Origin of the sequence: Streptomyces sp. NPDC018026 (assembly GCF_044327745.1) — a bacterium.
Classification (GTDB): domain Bacteria; phylum Actinomycetota; class Actinomycetes; order Streptomycetales; family Streptomycetaceae; genus Streptomyces; species Streptomyces rubrogriseus.
The window spans coordinates 1,277,143-1,293,313 of record NZ_JBIRFY010000001.1 but is presented as its reverse complement, the minus strand read 5'-3'; the positions used below and the strand labels follow the sequence as shown (position 1 = coordinate 1,293,313).

Here is a 16,171-nt window from a genome sequence, read left to right as displayed (position 1 = left end):
GCCGCTCCTACCGGCCGGTTGCTGCCGGCCCGCCTACTGGTTGATCTTGAACTGGGAGCCGGGTTCGATCCGTACGTCCTCCTCGGCCGAGTTGGTGATCGTGACGTCGGTCAGGGTCGCGCTGCCGCGGGCGCCGCCCATCGCGAGGATGCCGGAGCCGTTGTTCGACTTGTCGATGCGGACGTTCTGGATCTTCACGTCGGGCATCGCGCCGCCTCCCGTCTTGAACTGGATGCCGTCGTAGGTGGAGTCGAGGATCTCGGTGTCCCGGATGGTCACGCCCGGGATGTCCTGGCCCTGCGCGAAGAGCGTGATGGCGCCGAACTCCTGGTCCTCGTTCCAGAACGCGCCGCCCGTGCGGTGCAGGGCGTTGCCCGCGATGAGGGTCTGCCCGGAGAAGGGCAGCGGGTCGTGGTCGGTGGCCAGCATGATGCCGGGGTAGTTCATGGTGTCGGAGACGACGTTGTTCTCGATGGTGTTGCCGTAACCGCCGTACACCGCGATGCCGTTGGCCCGCCACGGCAGCTGGATGGTGTTGTTGCGGAAGTGGTTGTCGTGGCCGATGTCCACCGACGGGTCCTTCACGTACTTGTTGGCCCAGACGGCGAGCGAGTCGTCGCCGGTGGTGCGGAAGGAGGAGTTGTAGACGGTGGAGTTGCGGGTGCCGTTGGAGAAGTTGATGCCGTCGGCGTAGGTGTCGCGGATGCGCATGCCGGTGAACTCCAGGCCGTCGGCGGGGCCCCACAGCTCGGGGATGTTCGAGTAGTCGCGGCCGACCCAGACGCCGACGTTGGCGTGTTCGATCCACACGTTGCTGATCTTGGTGTTCTTGCCGAAGCGGCCGTTGAGGCCGACGCCGCCCTCCGCGTTGCCGTCGCCGCCGCGGATGGTGCCCGAGCCGAAGATGGCGATGTCGGAGATCTGCGTGTTGTCGTCGATGTCGAAGCCGAAGTTGCCCTCGTGCGGGTGGTTGATGCCGCCGGCCTCCTGCGGCGGGGTCAGGGTGTAGAGCTGGGAGTGCCACATCCCGGCGCCCCGGACGGTGACGTCGCTGATGCCGACCTGGTTGTACTGGCCGCGGTCGAGCGGGTCGTCGGTGAGGATCTTCTGTTCCTGGCGCCACTGCCCGGCGGGGATCCACACGCAGTCGATCCTGCCGTTCTGGTCGTCGGTGACGGCGCGCTGGATGGCGTCGGTGTCGTCGAGTCCGTCGCCCGGGACGGCCCCGTACTCGGTGATGGAGGTGCACTCGGCGGGCTTGGCCTTGGCGGGCGCGACCTGCTCCAGGTCGATCAGGTCGATGACGTAGTAGGCGGCCGAGTCGCCGGAGTCGCGCTGGAGGCGGAACTCGGTGCCCTGCGGGAAGGTCTTCTCGAGGAGCGCGTGGGACTCGTCGAAGAGGCGCCGGGCGTCGCCGCCGGGCCGGTTGGTGAGGCCCTCCGGGTCGTCGGTGCTGCCGTAGAGCCAGCTGTGCTTGGACGACAGGTTGAGCTTCTGCACGAACTCGCCGTCGGCGTAGAGGCTGATGGTGGCCTCGGCTCCGCCGCCGCCGGGGGCGTCGGGGATGGAGTTGCGCACCACGATGGAGTTGGTGGGTGTGGTGGACGTGAACTCCACGTACTCGCCGGTGGAGTCGAGCCGGACGGATTCGCGGCCCGAGGACTCGGTGCCGAAGTTGGTGTGCCCGAAGGTCCGTTTGGCGTCGGTGGTGAGCAGGGTGCCGTCGTACCGGCCGTCCTCCGCCTCGTACTCGGTGTACGGCACGGCGGCGCCGCGTCCGACGACGAGGGACTTGGCGAGCACGTTGTTGTTCTCGTTGGTCTCGGCGACCCGTGCGGTGGCGTCGGCGGTGGCGGTGAGGGTGACCCCGCCGCTCGTCGCCTTCCAGGTGCCGTCGACCTGGACGTTCACCGTGGCGCCTGCCGCGACCTGCCCGGTGGTGCCGTCCAGGGTGGTGGAGCCGGCCTGGACCCGGGTCACCGAGCCCGCCTCGACGGCGCCGGTGCCGCGGTTGTGCACGGCGACGGTGAAGGAGACCTCGGCGCCCACCGCCGGGTTGGCCGGGTTGGTGGTGATGGAGCGCACCTCCAGGTCGGGGCCGGGTGCCCGGTCGACGACGAGGCGGTCGGTGGCGGAGCGGCTGTTGTTGGTGTCGTCCAGTTCGGCGACGGTGTCCTTCGGGTCGGCCACGGCGGCGACCGCGTAGCTGCCGGCCGCGTGGGTGCCGGTGGCGACGGCGACCTCGGCGGACTCGCCGGGTTCGAGCGCGGGGACCGCGGCGCTGCCGGCCGTGGTGCCCTCCACGGTGACCTCGGTGGTGGTCGCGGCCGAGGGCGCGGTGCCGGCGTTGCGGACCGTGGCGTCGACGGTGACCTCGTCGCGCTCGTTCGGCGCGGCGGGCGACCAGTCGAGGCCGGTGACCGTGAGGTCGGGCGCGGGTGCGGCGGTGCCGAGCACCTGGAACTCGGCGACCTGGCCGCCGGGTGCGCCGGTGTTGGAGAAGAACCGGAGCCGTACGTCGGAGACCCGGCCGCTGACCGGGATGGTCACCGCGTTGTCCTGGCCCGGGCTGAAGGCGTAGTCGGCGCGGTCGCGCAGCGAGGTGAAGTCGCTCTCGCCCTCGGCCCGTCCGAACACCTGGATGCTCTGGGTGCGGGCGGACCACACCGGGTCGGGGTTGAGCTTGACGACGACACCGCTGACGTCGGCGTCGGCGCCGAGCTTGACGGTGAGGTCGGCCGGATTGCCCGCGGCCTCCCAGTACGTGGCGGTGGAGTCGTCGGTGGCGTTGGCGGCGACGTAGTTCTGGGTGGTGGAGGTGGCCTCGGCGGGTTTGTTGCGGGCCAGGTTGGTGCCGGTGGGCGGCGGGCCGGTGTCGACGTCGTCGCCGTACACCTCCAGTTCGGCCAGTTGGGCGGCGTTCCAGCCGGTGTTGCCGGTGATGTCGACGCGGACGTAGCGGGCCTCGGAGGGGGTGTCGAGGTCGATGGTGACGGTGCCCGCCCGCTCCGGGCCGAACGCCCGTCCGTCGGAGGCGTCGAGACTGTGGAAGGTGGCGCCGTCGGTGCTGCCCCGCAGGGAGAGCGTCTGGGTCCGGTTCTCCCAGCCGGCGGGCAGTTTGAGGACCACCCGGTCGACGTCGCGGGCGGTGCCGAGGTCGACCTGGAGCCACTCGGGGAACGTGCCGGACGGTCCCTCCCAGTAGGTGGCCTGCTGTCCGTCGGTGGCGTTGCCGGCCGGGTAGGCGCCGTGCGAGCCGCCGGCTCTGGCGGGGCGGCCGAGGGCCAGGTTGACGTCGGCGGCGGCCGTCACCGGCTCCGTCGCCGCCTGCGCGGTGGCGGCGAGGGGCAGTGGCAGCAGCCCGAGGGCCATCAGCCCGGCGACGGCGGCGCCCGTGAGCGTCCGTCGGCCGAGAGATCTCCGTCTCATGGGGGTCCTCTGTTCCGTGGGGAGTCGGGGAGGGCGCGGCGGCCCGGCAGTTGGGGGGAAGCACCGAATCTGCGCGCCAATTGAGCAGGACAGTCGATTCTTTGCGGAAAGTGCGTCATCAGGTTTCTAGCGCGTCACCGGTTTGTCAACGGTCGCGGTTGGGGCGGGAATTGACACGTAAACGACTTGCGTTGCTTGCGACACGCTTGCGCAGCACTTGAACTGGCAACAAGGGAACCGCGAGCGGTGAACGGACTGTTCGAAGCCCGCAAGCCACGCAAGTCATGCACGAGGTGGAGCAACAGACGGGACAAGCACAAGGGCCGGCTCGACACCCTCGGGTGTCGAGCCGGCCCTTGCCGGTGCGGGGTCCCCGGTCGCGGGGACGGATGGATCAGTCCGTGCCGGACTCCATCGCGGCGCGGTCCAGCAGCTCGTCGTCGGCGGAGACCTCGCCGCGGGAGGCGATGGCCTGCGCGCCGCCCTCCGGCATGGCGCCGATCAGCCCGGTCGCGGCGGCCTGGGCGGCGCCGATGGCGGGGTTGGCGGTGCCGATGAGACCGAGACCGGCGTACTGCTCCAGCTTGGCGCGGGAGTCGGCGATGTCCAGGTTGCGCATGGTCAGCTGGCCGATCCGGTCCACCGGGCCGAACGCGGAGTCCTCGGTGCGCTCCATGGAGAGCTTGTCCGGGTGGTAGCTGAACGCCGGGCCCGTGGTGTCGAGGATCGAGTAGTCCTCGCCGCGCCGCAGCCTGAGGGTGACCTCGCCGGTGACCGCCGAGCCGACCCAGCGCTGCAGCGACTCCCGGATCATCAGCGACTGCGGGTCCAGCCAGCGGCCCTCGTACATCAGCCGCCCGAGCCGCCGCCCCTCGGTGTGATACTGGGCGAGCGTGTCCTCGTTGTGGATGGCGTTGACCAGGCGCTCGTAGGCGGCGTGCAGCAGGGCCATGCCCGGCGCCTCGTAGATGCCGCGGCTCTTGGCCTCGATGATCCGGTTCTCGATCTGGTCGGACATGCCCAGGCCGTGCCGGCCGCCGACGGCGTTGGCCTCCATGACCAGGTCGACGGCGGAGGCGAACTCCTTGCCGTTGATCGTCACCGGGCGGCCCTGGTCGAAGCCGATGGTGACGTCCTCGGGCGCGATCTCGACCGACGGGTCCCAGAACCGCACACCCATGATGGGCTCCACGGTCTCCACGCCGGTGTCGAGGTGCTCCAGGGTCTTGGCCTCGTGGGTGGCGCCCCAGATGTTGGCGTCGGTGGAGTACGCCTTCTCCGTGGAGTCCCGGTAGGGCAGGTCGTGGGCGACCAGCCACTCCGACATCTCCTTGCGGCCGCCGAGCTCCGTCACGAAGTCCGCGTCCAGCCAGGGCTTGTAGATCCTCAGCTGCGGGTTGGCGAGCAGCCCGTACCGGTAGAACCGCTCGATGTCGTTGCCCTTGAACGTGGAGCCGTCGCCCCAGATCTGGACGTTGTCCTCGAGCATCGCCCGGACCAGGAGGGTGCCCGTGACGGCACGGCCCAGCGGCGTGGTGTTGAAGTAGGCGCGCCCGCCCGAGCGGATGTGGAACGCCCCGCAGGTGAGCGCGGCCAGCCCCTCCTCGACCAGCGCCTCACGGCAGTCGACCAGGCGCGCGACCTCGGCGCCGTACGTCTTGGCACGGTCGGGCACCGAGGCGATGTCGGGCTCGTCGTACTGGCCGATGTCGGCGGTGTACGTGCAGGGGACGGCGCCCTTGTCACGCATCCACGCGACCGCGACCGAGGTGTCGAGGCCGCCCGAGAAGGCGATACCGACGCGCTCGCCGGTGGGGAGGGAGGTGAGGACCTTGGACATAGGAAGAGTATGCATGATTACGCATGACCATGCAAAGCCTCCCGGTCAGCGAGTGGGCAGCGCCACGTACTGGTACTCCAGGAACTCCTCGATCCCGACCCGGCCGCCCTCCCGTCCGAGACCCGACTGCTTGACGCCGCCGAAGGGCGCGGCGGGATTGGAGACCAGGCCGGTGTTGAGCCCGACCATGCCCACCTCCAGTCGCTCGCTGACCCGAAGGGCACGGTCCAGGCCCTCGGTGAAGACGTAGCCGACGAGCCCCCAGGGGGTGTCGTTGGCCCGGCGGACCACCTCGTCCTCGTCGTCGAAGGTGAGGATCGCCGCGACGGGGCCGAAGATCTCCGTCGTCGTCAGCCGGCTGTCCGGTGCGACGTCGGTGAGCACCGTGGGCGGGTAGAAGCAGCCGGGGCCCTCCGGCGTGGTGCCGCCGACCAGCACCCGGGCGCCGCGCTCCACCGCGTCGGCGACCAGGTCCTCGACCTTGGCGCGCCCCGCGGCGTCGATGAGCGGGCCGACGTCGACGCCGTCGTCCGTACCGGGGCCCACGACCAGTGCCCCCATCCGCCGGGCGAGCCGGCCGGCGAACTCCTGAGCCACCGAGCGGTGCACGAAGAAGCGGTTGGCGGCGGTGCAGGCCTCGCCCATGTTGCGCATCTTGGCGACCATCGCGCCGTCCACGGCGGCGTCGAGGTCCGCGTCGTCGAAGACGACGAACGGCGCGTTGCCGCCCAGTTCCATCGAGGTCCGCACGACGGTGTCCGCGCACTGTGCCAGGAGCAGCCGGCCGACGGCCGTCGAACCGGTGAAGGACAGCTTGCGGATCCGCCCGCCGCGCAGGAGCGGCTCGCACACCTGTCCCGCCCTGGAGGTGGTGACGACGTTCAGCACCCCGTCCGGCAGCCCCGCCTCCTTGAGGATCGCGGCGAGGGCCAGGCTGGAGAGCGGGGTCTGCGGGGCCGGCTTGAGCACCATGGTGCAGCCGGCCGCGATCGCCGGGCCGATCTTGCGGGTGCTCATGGCGAGCGGGAAGTTCCACGGGGTGATCAGCAGGCAGGGTCCGACCGGGCGCCGGGAGAGCAGCATGCGGTTGCGGCCGTCGGGCAGGACGCCGTGGCCGCCGTCGATCCGGACGGCCTCCTCGGAGAACCAGCGGAAGAACTCCGCGGCGTAGGCGACCTCGCCGCGGGCCTCGGCCAGCGGCTTGCCCATCTCGGAGGTCATCAGGCGGGCCAGTGCGTCCGTGCGCTCCAGGACGATCTCGTACGCGCGGCGCAGGATCTCGCTGCGCGCCCTCGGCGCCGTCCGGGCCCACTCCTCCTGCGCCTGGACCGCCGCCTCCTCGGCGAGCCGGGCGTCCTTGGGTCCCGCGTCGGCGACATGGGCCAGGATCTCGCCGGTCGCGGGGTCGTCCACGGGCATGACGGCGCCGTCCGCGGCGTCCGTCCAGGCACCGCCGAGGAACAGCTGCGTGGGGGTGTCGGTCATGGGGTCCCTCCTGATCGCCGGTGCGTCGTCCCCGCGGGGCGGGTCGGGAAGCGGTGTGCGGCGGCCGTCATCGTCCCGCCGCTCCCGACGTACCGGCCTCGACGGCGGCGGCCCACGCCCGCAGGCCCTCGTCGACGGCCGTCTCGTCGATCACCAGGGCCGGGATCATCCGCACCACCTGGTTCCAGGCCCCGCAGAGCAGCAGGAGCAGCCCCTCGTCGACCGCGGCCCGCTGCACCCGGGCGGCGGTCTCCGGGTCCGGCTCGCCGTCCTCGGTGACGAACTCGCTGGCCAGCATCAGCCCCATGCCCCGTACGTCGCCGACGGCAGGGTTCCGCGACGCCACCGCCTCCAGGCCGTGGCGGAGCCGGGCACCCATCGTCTCGGCGTTCTCGACGAGCTTCTCGTCGCGTACGACGTCCAGCGTGGCGCAGGCCGCCGCGCACGCGACCGCGTTGGCGCCGTACGTGCCGCCCTGCGAGCCCGCCCAGGCCTTGCGCATCAGCTCCTCGGGGGCGGCGATGGCGGAGAGCGGGAAGCCGCTGGCGAGGCCCTTGGCGGTGACGAGGATGTCGGGGCTGACGCCGAAGTGCTCGTGGCCCCAGAACCGGCCGGTGCGGCCCACACCGGTCTGCACCTCGTCGAGGATCAGCAGGAAGCCGTGCCGGTCGGCCCGCTCGCGCAGGCCCTGGACGAAGGCGCGGTTCGCGGGGACGTACCCGCCCTCGCCGAGCACCGGTTCGACGATCACGGCGGCGGTGTCGGCGGGTGAGGAGATCGTCTGGAGGGTGTAGTCGAGTTCCTTCAGGGCGAAGCGGGTGGCGGTCTCCTCGTCCCAGCCGTAGCGGAAGGCCGTCGGGAAGGGGGTGACGACCACGCCGCTCATCAGCGGCGAGAACCCGGACCGGAAGCGGGTGCCGGAGGTGGTCATGGAGGCGGCGGCGACCGTGCGGCCGTGGAAGCCGCCGTGGCAGACCAGCACGTTGGGCCGTCCGGTGGCCTGGCGGGCCAGGCGCAGCGCGGCCTCGACCGCCTCGCTGCCGGAGTTGGTGAAGAACAGACTGTCCAGGCCGTCCGGCAGTACCTCGCCGAGCCTGTCGACCAGGCGGCGCAGCGGCGGGTGCATGACGGTCGTGTACTGGCCGTGGACCAGGGTGGCGACCTGCTCCTGGGCGGCGGCCACGACCCTGGGGTGGCAGTGGCCGGTGCTGGTGACGCCGATGCCGGCGGTGAAGTCCAGATAGCGGCGGCCGTCCTCGCCGTCGAGGTGGACGCCCTCGCCCCGGACCGCCACCACGGGGGTGGCCTGGCGAAGGTGCGGCGACAGTGCGGTCATGCTCGTCTCCCGGCCTGTTCGTCGGTGTCCTGCGGTCCCCCGAGCCTTCCCTCCCCGGCGGGCGCGGCAACGCGTGATCTGTCCGGCCGGGGCAGCGTGTCCGGACGATGTGTCAGGCGTTCGGCGTAGCCTGGGTGCCCAGGGAGGCACCGTGAGCGAGAACCGGCAGCCCGGCCCGGCGGGCCGGCCGCCCACCGTGGCCGACGTGCTGGCCCTGCCGGTGCTGGCCGGCGGCGATCCGCGGGTGGTGGCGGGCGAGGAGCACCTGGACCGACCGGTCCGCTGGGTCCACATCACCGAACTGACGGACCCCGCCTCCTTCCTCAAGGGCGGCGAACTCGTCCTCACCACCGGCATGCCCCTGCCCGACGACTCCGCCGGGGTCCGCCGCTACGTCGACGAACTCGCCGCCGTCGGTGCCGCCGCCCTGGCGATGGAGCTGGTGCGCCGCTACCACCGGCCGCCCGACGCCCTGGTCCGGGCCTGCCGTGCGCGCGGCCTGCCCCTCGTCACGCTCGCCAGGGACGTCAACTTCCTGGAGGTGACCCAGGTCGTCCACACCCTGATCCTCGGCCACCAGGCGGACGCGATGCGCCGGACCCAGCGGGTCCACGAGGCGTTCACCGCGCTCACCCTGCGCGGCGCGGGCCCCGAGGAGGTGCTGCGCGCCGCGGCGGAGATGAGCGGCCGCACGGTCGTGCTGGAGAACCTGGTGCACCGGGCGCTGGCCTGCGAACCCTCCGGGACCCCGGCCCGGGCCGCGCTCACGGACTGGGAGCGGCGCTCACGCACCACCCCCGCCACCGACCGTGCGGAGGTCTCGGGTCCCGAAGGCTGGCTGGCGGCCCCGGTGGAGTACCAGGGCGAGCGGTGGGGGCGCGCCGTCATGCTCCCGGGCCCGTTCCCCGGCGCGCTCCCCGGCCGGGACTTCGGGCCCGAGGACGTCACGGTGCTGGAGCGGACCGCGATGGCCCTCACCATCGCCCGGCTCACCCGTTCCACGCCCTGGGAGCGCGCCGCCCACCGCAACGCCCTGCGCGACCTGGTTGAGCAGCGTCACCGCTCGCCCGCGGACGCACGGGCCCGCGTCGCGGCCCTGGGGCTGCCCTCGCACGACGTCCGCTTCGTCGCCGTCCTCGCCGATCTGCCGCCCGAGCGGGACGGGGAGGCCACCGAGTTCCGGCTCTCCGAGGAACTGACCAACACGGGCGTACCGGCCCTCGTGGGGCTCCTGTCCCCCGGCCGGCTCGGCGTGCTGCTGGCGCTGCGCCCGGCCCGGCCGTGGCGCGAGGCCGTCGAGCGGGTGAGCCGCGCCGTGCTGGACGCGGCCCCGGGCGCGACGGTGAGCGCGGGCGCGCCGGCCGGGGACCTCGCCGACGTGGCCCGCTCGTTCCGCGAGGCCGCCCGGGTGGCCGAGGCCACCGAGCCCGGCCGGCCCCTCCCGGCCGGCCGTTCCTTCCACGAGCGGGCCGACATCGGCCTGCGCCGCCTGCTGTACGCCCTGCGCGACGACCCGCGCGTCCAGGACTACGCGGAGCGGCGGCTGGGCCCGCTGCTCGACCACGACGCCCGGCACGGCACCGACCTGGTGACGACCCTGCGCGGCTATCTGGACGCCGCGGGCAACAAGACGGTCGCCGCCCGCTCGGCGGGGCTGTCCCGGGAGACCGTCTACCAGCGGCTGCGCACCATCGAGCGGTTGCTCGGCCGCGACCTCGAGTCCGGCGAGCAGCGCACCGAGCTCCACGCCGCCCTGCACGCCGTCGACGCGCTGCGGGCACCCCCTAGGGTCGACGGACCCCCGGCCGGGGACCGATGAGTTTTCCCCCGGCCCGCGGTCGTAGTGGTACACAGACCGGAAACGAAACGTTGAGGAACTCCGCATGCGTACTCTGATCAGCACCGCCTTCGTCTCGCTCGACGGTGTCGTGGAGGCACCGGGGGGCGAGCCCGGTTACCGGAACTCGGGGTGGACCTTCAAGCTCGTGGACTTCCTCCCCGAGGCGTACGAGATCAAGGGCCGGGAGCAGAGCGAGGCCGCGGCGCTGCTCCTCGGCCGGGCCAGCTACGAGGCGTTCAGCCCGGTGTGGCCGGACATGGCGGAGTTCCCCGAGTACCGGACGATGCCGAAGTACGTCGTCTCCACCACCCTCACCGAGGACGACCTGGTCACGAACTGGGGCGAGACGACGATCCTGCGCTCGCTCGACGAGGTCGCGGCGCTCAAGGAGGGCGAGGGCGGTCCGATCATCGTCCACGGCAGCGCGGCGCTGAACCGGAGCCTGTCGGACGCCGGGCTGATCGACCGCTACCACCTGCTGGTCTTCCCGCTCCTGCTCGGCGCGGGCAAGCGGCTGTTCAGCGACGCCGACAAGGACGCGCAGAAGCTGCGGCTCGTCGAGCACGAGGTGTACGCCAACGGCATCCAGAAGAACGTCTTCGACGTCGTGCGCTGAGCCGCCGGCGAGCGGTGGTGCCGCGACCACCGCTCGCCGCCGGTGGCGGCTCAGGCGCCCTCGACGGCCTCCTGGGCGAACCCGGCGTGCAGCCGCCGTGTGTGGTCCACCTGCCGCTCCGGCCCGGTGAGGGCGACCGTTGCGGTGAGCCGCGGCTCGGTGCTGGACGCGGCGAACCGCAGCTCCAGCTCGCCCGGTTCGACGATCCGGCGGCCGTCGCGGCCGGTGAAGGAGGCGAGGTCGGCGGGGACCTCGACGCGCACCCTGCGGGCCTCGCCGGGGGCCAGCGGCACCCGCGTGTAGCCGATGAGGCGCTGCACCGGCTGGACGACGGAGGCCACCGGGTCGTGCAGGTAGAGCTGCACCACCTCGGTGCCGTGCCGTTCGCCGGTGTTGCGGACGGTGAGGTCCAGTGCGAACGCGCCGTCGGTCGGCGCCTCCTCGCCGTGCACCACCAGGTCGCTCCAGGCGAAGGTGGTGTAGGTGAGCCCGTGCCCGAAGCCGAAGGCGGGTGTCGGATCGATGCTGGACACCTCGCTGGCGTGGGCGAGCCGCGCCCCGAGATAGGTGGTCGGCTGGGCGCCCGGGCCGCTGGGCACGCTGACGGGCAGCCTCCCGGAGGGACTGGTGCGCCCGCTGAGCACCCCGGCGATCGCCGCGGTGCCCTCTTCCCCGGGGAAGAACGACTGTACGATCGCGGCGGACTCGGCCGCGGCACGGCCCAGCGCGTAGGGCCGTCCGGCGAGCAGGACGGTGACGACCGGCGTGCCGGAGTCGAGCAGCGCGTCGAGGAGCCGCTGCTGGGCGCCGGGCAGGGTGAGGGACTCGGCGTCGCAGCCCTCGCCGCTGGTGCCCCGGCCGAACAGGCCCGCGCGGTCGCCGAGGACGGCGACGACGACGTCCGCGTCCCGGGCCGCGTCCACCGCCGCTCCGATGCCGGACACCTCGCCGTCGTCGACGCCGGTGCCGCGGGCGACGGTGATGTCGGCGTCGGGGAACTCGGCGGTCAGGGTGTCGCGCAGGGTGGGCAGGTCGATGCCGACCGGCACCTCCGGGTGCTGCACCCCGACGTGGCGCGGGAAGGAGTAGCAGCCGAGTACGGCGGTGGCCTCGGCGGCGTTGGGGCCGACCAGGGCGATGCGGCGGGGCCGGGCGAGCGGCAGGGTGCCGTCGTTGGAGAGCAGGACGACCGCCTTCTCGGCGACCTCGCGGGCCAGTTCCCGGTTCTCGGGCCGGTCCAGGTCGATCCGGCCGCGCAGCGCCTCCGGGTCCGAGAGGTCCACCCCGTCGAGCGCGGGCGGGACCGGGCTCCAGTCCGGGTCGAGCAGTCCGAGCAGCGCCTTCTGGCCGAGGACGCGGCGCAGCGCCCGGTCGACGAGCGCCTCGGGGACCCGGCCCTCGGTGACCGCCTCGACGAGGGGTGCGCCGAACGTCTTGACGGTGGGCAGTTCCACGTCGACGCCCGCGCCCAGCGCGGCGCCCGCGGCGTCGGCCCAGTCGGCGGCGATGCCGTGCAGGGTCTTGAGGAAGGCGATGCCGAAGTAGTCGGCGACGACCGTTCCCTCGAAGCCCCAGGTGTCGCGCAGCAGCCCGGTCAGCAGCGTCTCGTCGGCCGCGGCGGGTACGCCGTCGATGTCGGTGTAGGCGTGCATGACGGAGCGGGTGCCGCCCTCGCGGACCGCCATCTCGAACGGCGGCAGCAGGACGTCGGCCCGCTCGCGGGTGCCCACGGACGAGGGGGCGAGGTTGCGGCCGGCGCGGGAGGCGGAGTAGCCGACGAAGTGCTTGAGGGTGGCGACGATCCCGGCGGACTCCAGGCCCTGTACATAGGCGGTGCCGATGGTGCCGACGAGGTAGGGGTCCTCGCCGATGGTCTCCTCGACCCGGCCCCAGCGGGCGTCGCGGACCACGTCGAGGACGGGGGCGAGGCCCTGGTGGATGCCGACGGACCGCATGTCGCGGCCGATGGCGGCGGCCATCCGGCGCACCGTGTCCGGGTCGAAGGTGGCGCCCCAGGACAGCGGGACGGGGTAGGCCGTGGCGCCCCAGGCGGCGAAGCCGGCCAGGCACTCCTCGTGCGCCACGGCGGGGATGCCGAAGCGGTTGGCCGCGGTGATGCGGCGCTGGGTGCGCATGAGGGAGAGGGCACCGAGCGCGGGGTCGACGGGGACCGTGCCGAAGGGGCGGGTCAGCTGGCCCAGCCCGGCGGGCACGAGCGCGTCGAGGTCGACGGCCTCCTCCATGTCGTGCTGGTGGGGGGCGACTTCGCCGCCCTTGTCGGAGGCACCCACCCACACTCCGTACAGCTGGGCGATCTTCTCCTCGAGGGTCATCGCGGCGACGAGCGCGTCGACTCTGGTGGCGACGGGGTGGGTGGGGTCGTTCCAGAGGGGGATTTCGGGGGTGGTCTCTACGGCCACGTCGGCAGTCACTTTCCTCCGACACCCATCAGTCCCTGGACCAGGGCGCGACGGGCGAACAGGTAGACGAGCAGGATGGGCACCATGGACAGCACCACGGCGCCCAGCAGACCGGGGATGTCGATCCCGTGCGCGGTCTGGAAGTTGTACAGACCCAGGGTGACCACCTTGGTGGAGTCGGACTGGGTCAGGACCAGCGGGAACAGGAAGCCGTTCCACGCCTGGAGCGCGGAGAACACCACGATGGTGGACAGTCCCCCGCGGGACAGCGGCATGACGAGCTGGAAGAACATCCGCCGCGGGCTCGCGCCGTCCATCGCCATGGCCTCGTACAGCTCCGGGGAGATGTCGCGCATGGAGCCGCTGAGGATGAGCGCGGACATCGGCAGGCAGAACGCGGCCGTGGGCAGGATGACGCCGAGCAGGTTGTCGTACAGCCCGGCTTCGCTGATCAGGTAGAACATCGGCACGATCACGGCCTGGGCCGGGATGGCGAGGCCGAGCAGGAACAGCCGGAAGATCGCCGACGTGGCCCGGCCGCGGCTGCGGACGATGGCGTAGGCGAGCGGCGGCACCAGCAGCAGCACGATGCCGATCACGCAGGCGGTGACGACGAGCGTGTTGAAGAAGTACTGGCCGAAGCCGGAGTCGAAGGCACCGGTGAAGTTGTCCAGCGTGAAGCTGTCCGGGAGCGAGACCGGGCCGTTCTCGGCGTAGTCCTGGCGGGTGCGCAGGGTCGCGGCGAGCAGCACGAACAGCGGCAGTCCGACCACGAAGAGCCAGACGAGCGAGCCGACGCCGGCCACGTAGTTGGGTCGGCGCCTCATGACACACCCTCCATGGAGCTGCGCATCTTGTCGTAGCCGGAGACCCGGACGACGATCAGCGAGATGATCGTGGCCGCCACGACCAGGGCCAGGGCGATCGCGGAACCGATGCCGTAGTCGAAGCTCTTGAAGGCCTTGTCGTACATGTAGTAGGCGCTGATGGTGGTGTCGGTGCCGGGACCGCCCTGGGTCAGGATGAGGACCGTCTCGAACGTGGTCAGGCCACCGACGATCATCAGGATCATCGAGGTGATCATGGAGGTGCGCAGCTGCGGCAGGGTGATGTGGAAGAACTGCCGGTAGCGGCCCGCCCCGTCGATCTCCGCGGCCTGGTACAGCACCTGCGGGACGGCACGGGCGGCGCCCTGGTAGATCAGCGTGTGGAAGGGGGTGAACTGCCAGGTGCTGACGAAGGCCAGTACGCCGATGGCGGTGCTCTGTTCACCGAACAGGTTGCCGTCGCCGAAGAGCCAGGTCGCCTCCGCCGGGATGCCGAAGTTCGGGTCGAGCAGCGCCCGCCAGAGCACGGACACGGCCGTCGCGGACAGCAGCAGGGGGATGAAGTAGATGACGGACAGGACGGCGCGGTTGCGCTGGTGACCGGCGGCCCAGACGCCGAGCAGGATGCTCAGCGGGGTCTGGAGGACCACGCCGAGCACGGTGAGCAGCAGGGTCAGCCAGATGCTCTTGATCATCACCGGGTCGTCGATGAGGCGCGACCAGTTGTCCGTGCCGACGAACTCGGGCGAGCTGATCCCGTCCCAGCTCATGAAGGACAGCACCGCCACCATGATCAGCGGGACGATCGCGAAGAGGGCGAAGAACAGTGCGGCGGGCACCGCCCAGCCGAAGCTGGGGCGGCCCACCGTCGTCGCGGACGGCGCGGGCGGCCGCCGCCGGGACTCCTTGCGGGGTCCGGCGGCGGGCCGAGCGCTCGTGAGGTGTGTGGTCATGAGCCGTTCGTCACTCGGTCGGGAGGGCCTGCATGGCCTTGATGAAGCCGTCCGTGTCGAGCTGTCCGTTGAAGAACTGCTGGATGGCCTTGTGCAGGTCCGAGCTGGCCTTCTGCGGGTACGCCTGGTCCCAGGACAGCTGGAAGTTCGGGGCGTCGGAGACCAGGTCGTACTGGAAGCGCGAGTACTCGGGGGTGCCCGAGCTGTCGATGAACTTGTCGGTGTTGGTCGTGGTCGGCAGGTTGCCGATGTCCAGCTGCGCCTTGACGAACTCGTCGGAGTACATGAGCTTCAGGAACTCGGCGACGGCCTCGGGGTGCTTGGTCTTCTTCATCACCGAGTAGTAGTTGTTCGTGTTGCCGGCCACGTTGGCCGGGTCGCCCTTGCCGCCCGCGACGGCCGGGAAGGCGGTGTAGCCGAGGTCCTTCTCGGCGAACTCCTTGTGGTCCGTGAGCTGCTGGGAGTAGTACCAGGAGCCCATCAGCTCGAAGCCGGCCTTGCCGGAGGCGACCAGCTGGACCGAGCCGCCGTTGGTGTACTTGACGGAGTCGTAGTTCTTGCCGAAGGCTCCGGAGTCGACGAGCTCCTTGATCATGTCCAGGGCCTTCTTGCTGTCCGCGCTCTCCCAGGCGCTCTTGTCGCCGCCGACGGCCTTCGCGAACAGCTCCGGACCGGCTATGCGGTCGTAGAGGTACTGGAACCACATCTGGGTGGGCCAGATGTCGCCGCCGCCGAGTGCGATCGGCGTGACACCCGCGTCCTTGAGCTTGCCCACCGCGGCGAGCAGCTCGTCCCAGGTCTTCGGCGGCTGGACGCCCGCGTCCTCCAGGACCTTCTTGTTGTGGAAGAGCAGGACCGGCTGGGTGCCGCGCATCGGGATGCCGTACGGCTTGCCGTCGACGACGGCGCTGTTGAAGACGGACGGGAGGAACTTGTCCTTGAGGCCCGGGTCCTTCTTGATGAGGTCGTCGAGCGGCAGCAGCAGGTCCGCCTTGACGAACGGCTTGATGCTGCCTCCGCCCCAGTTGAAGAAGACGTCCGGGGCCTGGGGGGTGCTGATGATCGTCTGGAGCTTCGTCTGGTAGTCGGCACCGGGGATGGTGTCGAGCACCGCCTTGACGTCGGACGTCTTGTTGAAGGTGTCGACGATTCTCTGTTCGACCTTGTTGCTGGCGTCCCCGTAGACCAGGACATGGATCTTGCCGTCGTCCGACGACGCCCCGCCGTTCCCGTCACCGCAGGCCGACAGGCTCAGCGCCAGGGCGAGCGTCGCACCGGTGGCGACCAGTCTGGGCAAGCGCGCACGTGTCTTCATCGTTCGCCTTTCGAAAGTTTCGGCGCCATCACCGAAAGTCCATGCTGGTCGGACAGTAAAGTGAGACCGGATTTCTGGTCAATGGCCGTGCGCCTGCCGACTCAAAACGT

Annotated in this window: 10 protein-coding genes; 2 read left to right on the top strand and 8 right to left on the bottom strand. The window is 71.4% G+C overall.

Annotated elements, in window-relative coordinates; all coding sequences use genetic code 11:
- Window positions 1–33 precede the first annotated feature (33 nt).
- The 4 genes from ACH4D3_RS05320 to ACH4D3_RS05305 all read right to left on the bottom strand — a co-directional run bounded on the left by ACH4D3_RS05320 (window position 34) and on the right by ACH4D3_RS05305 (window position 8,090).
- A complete protein-coding gene (locus tag ACH4D3_RS05320; RefSeq protein ID WP_398316488.1) occupies window positions 34–3,429 on the bottom strand; it encodes a CARDB domain-containing protein in 3,396 nt (1,131 codons plus the stop codon).
- A gap of 394 nt (window positions 3,430–3,823) precedes the next feature.
- Window positions 3,824–5,269, bottom strand: a complete 1,446-nt coding sequence (gene argG, locus ACH4D3_RS05315; RefSeq protein WP_398316486.1) for an argininosuccinate synthase — start codon at window positions 5,267–5,269, stop codon at window positions 3,824–3,826.
- 45 nt (window positions 5,270–5,314) lie between these two features.
- The gene (locus tag ACH4D3_RS05310; protein ID WP_398316484.1) at window positions 5,315–6,754 is read right to left on the bottom strand and encodes an NAD-dependent succinate-semialdehyde dehydrogenase; all 1,440 of its coding nucleotides are present in this window, start codon (window positions 6,752–6,754) and stop codon (window positions 5,315–5,317) included.
- Window positions 6,755–6,821: 67 nt separating this feature from the next.
- Window positions 6,822–8,090: an aspartate aminotransferase family protein gene (locus ACH4D3_RS05305; RefSeq protein WP_398316482.1), complete on the bottom strand. Its 1,269-nt coding sequence runs from the start codon at window positions 8,088–8,090 to the stop codon at window positions 6,822–6,824.
- A gap of 151 nt (window positions 8,091–8,241) precedes the next feature.
- Here ACH4D3_RS05305 and ACH4D3_RS05300 point away from each other — a divergent pair, with 151 nt between their 5' ends.
- Window positions 8,242–9,909, top strand: coding sequence for a PucR family transcriptional regulator (locus ACH4D3_RS05300; protein ID WP_398316480.1), 1,668 nt, complete (start codon window positions 8,242–8,244; stop codon window positions 9,907–9,909).
- Between the two features lie 64 nt (window positions 9,910–9,973).
- Window positions 9,974–10,546 (top strand): dihydrofolate reductase family protein, encoded by a 573-nt coding sequence (locus ACH4D3_RS05295; protein WP_398316478.1) that lies wholly within the window; start codon window positions 9,974–9,976, stop codon window positions 10,544–10,546.
- Window positions 10,547–10,596: 50 nt separating this feature from the next.
- On the opposite strand, the gene ACH4D3_RS05290 is transcribed toward ACH4D3_RS05295, so the two are convergent.
- Genes ACH4D3_RS05290 through ACH4D3_RS05275 form a run of 4 tightly spaced genes read right to left on the bottom strand, consistent with a single transcriptional unit; the run spans window position 10,597 to window position 16,061 of the window.
- The gene (locus ACH4D3_RS05290; protein ID WP_398316476.1) at window positions 10,597–12,978 is read right to left on the bottom strand and encodes a beta-glucosidase; all 2,382 of its coding nucleotides are present in this window, start codon (window positions 12,976–12,978) and stop codon (window positions 10,597–10,599) included.
- Complete coding sequence (locus tag ACH4D3_RS05285) at window positions 12,975–13,793, bottom strand: carbohydrate ABC transporter permease (RefSeq protein WP_398316474.1); 819 nt, start codon at window positions 13,791–13,793, stop codon at window positions 12,975–12,977. Before ACH4D3_RS05285 ends, ACH4D3_RS05290 begins: the two co-directional genes overlap by 4 nt.
- Window positions 13,790–14,746: a carbohydrate ABC transporter permease gene (locus ACH4D3_RS05280; protein WP_398316472.1), complete on the bottom strand. Its 957-nt coding sequence runs from the start codon at window positions 14,744–14,746 to the stop codon at window positions 13,790–13,792. Before ACH4D3_RS05280 ends, ACH4D3_RS05285 begins: the two co-directional genes overlap by 4 nt.
- A gap of 10 nt (window positions 14,747–14,756) precedes the next feature.
- Window positions 14,757–16,061 carry an ABC transporter substrate-binding protein gene (locus ACH4D3_RS05275; protein WP_398316470.1) on the bottom strand — a complete coding sequence of 435 codons (1,305 nt, stop codon included), beginning with the start codon at window positions 16,059–16,061 and terminating at the stop codon, window positions 14,757–14,759.
- Window positions 16,062–16,171 lie beyond the last annotated feature (110 nt).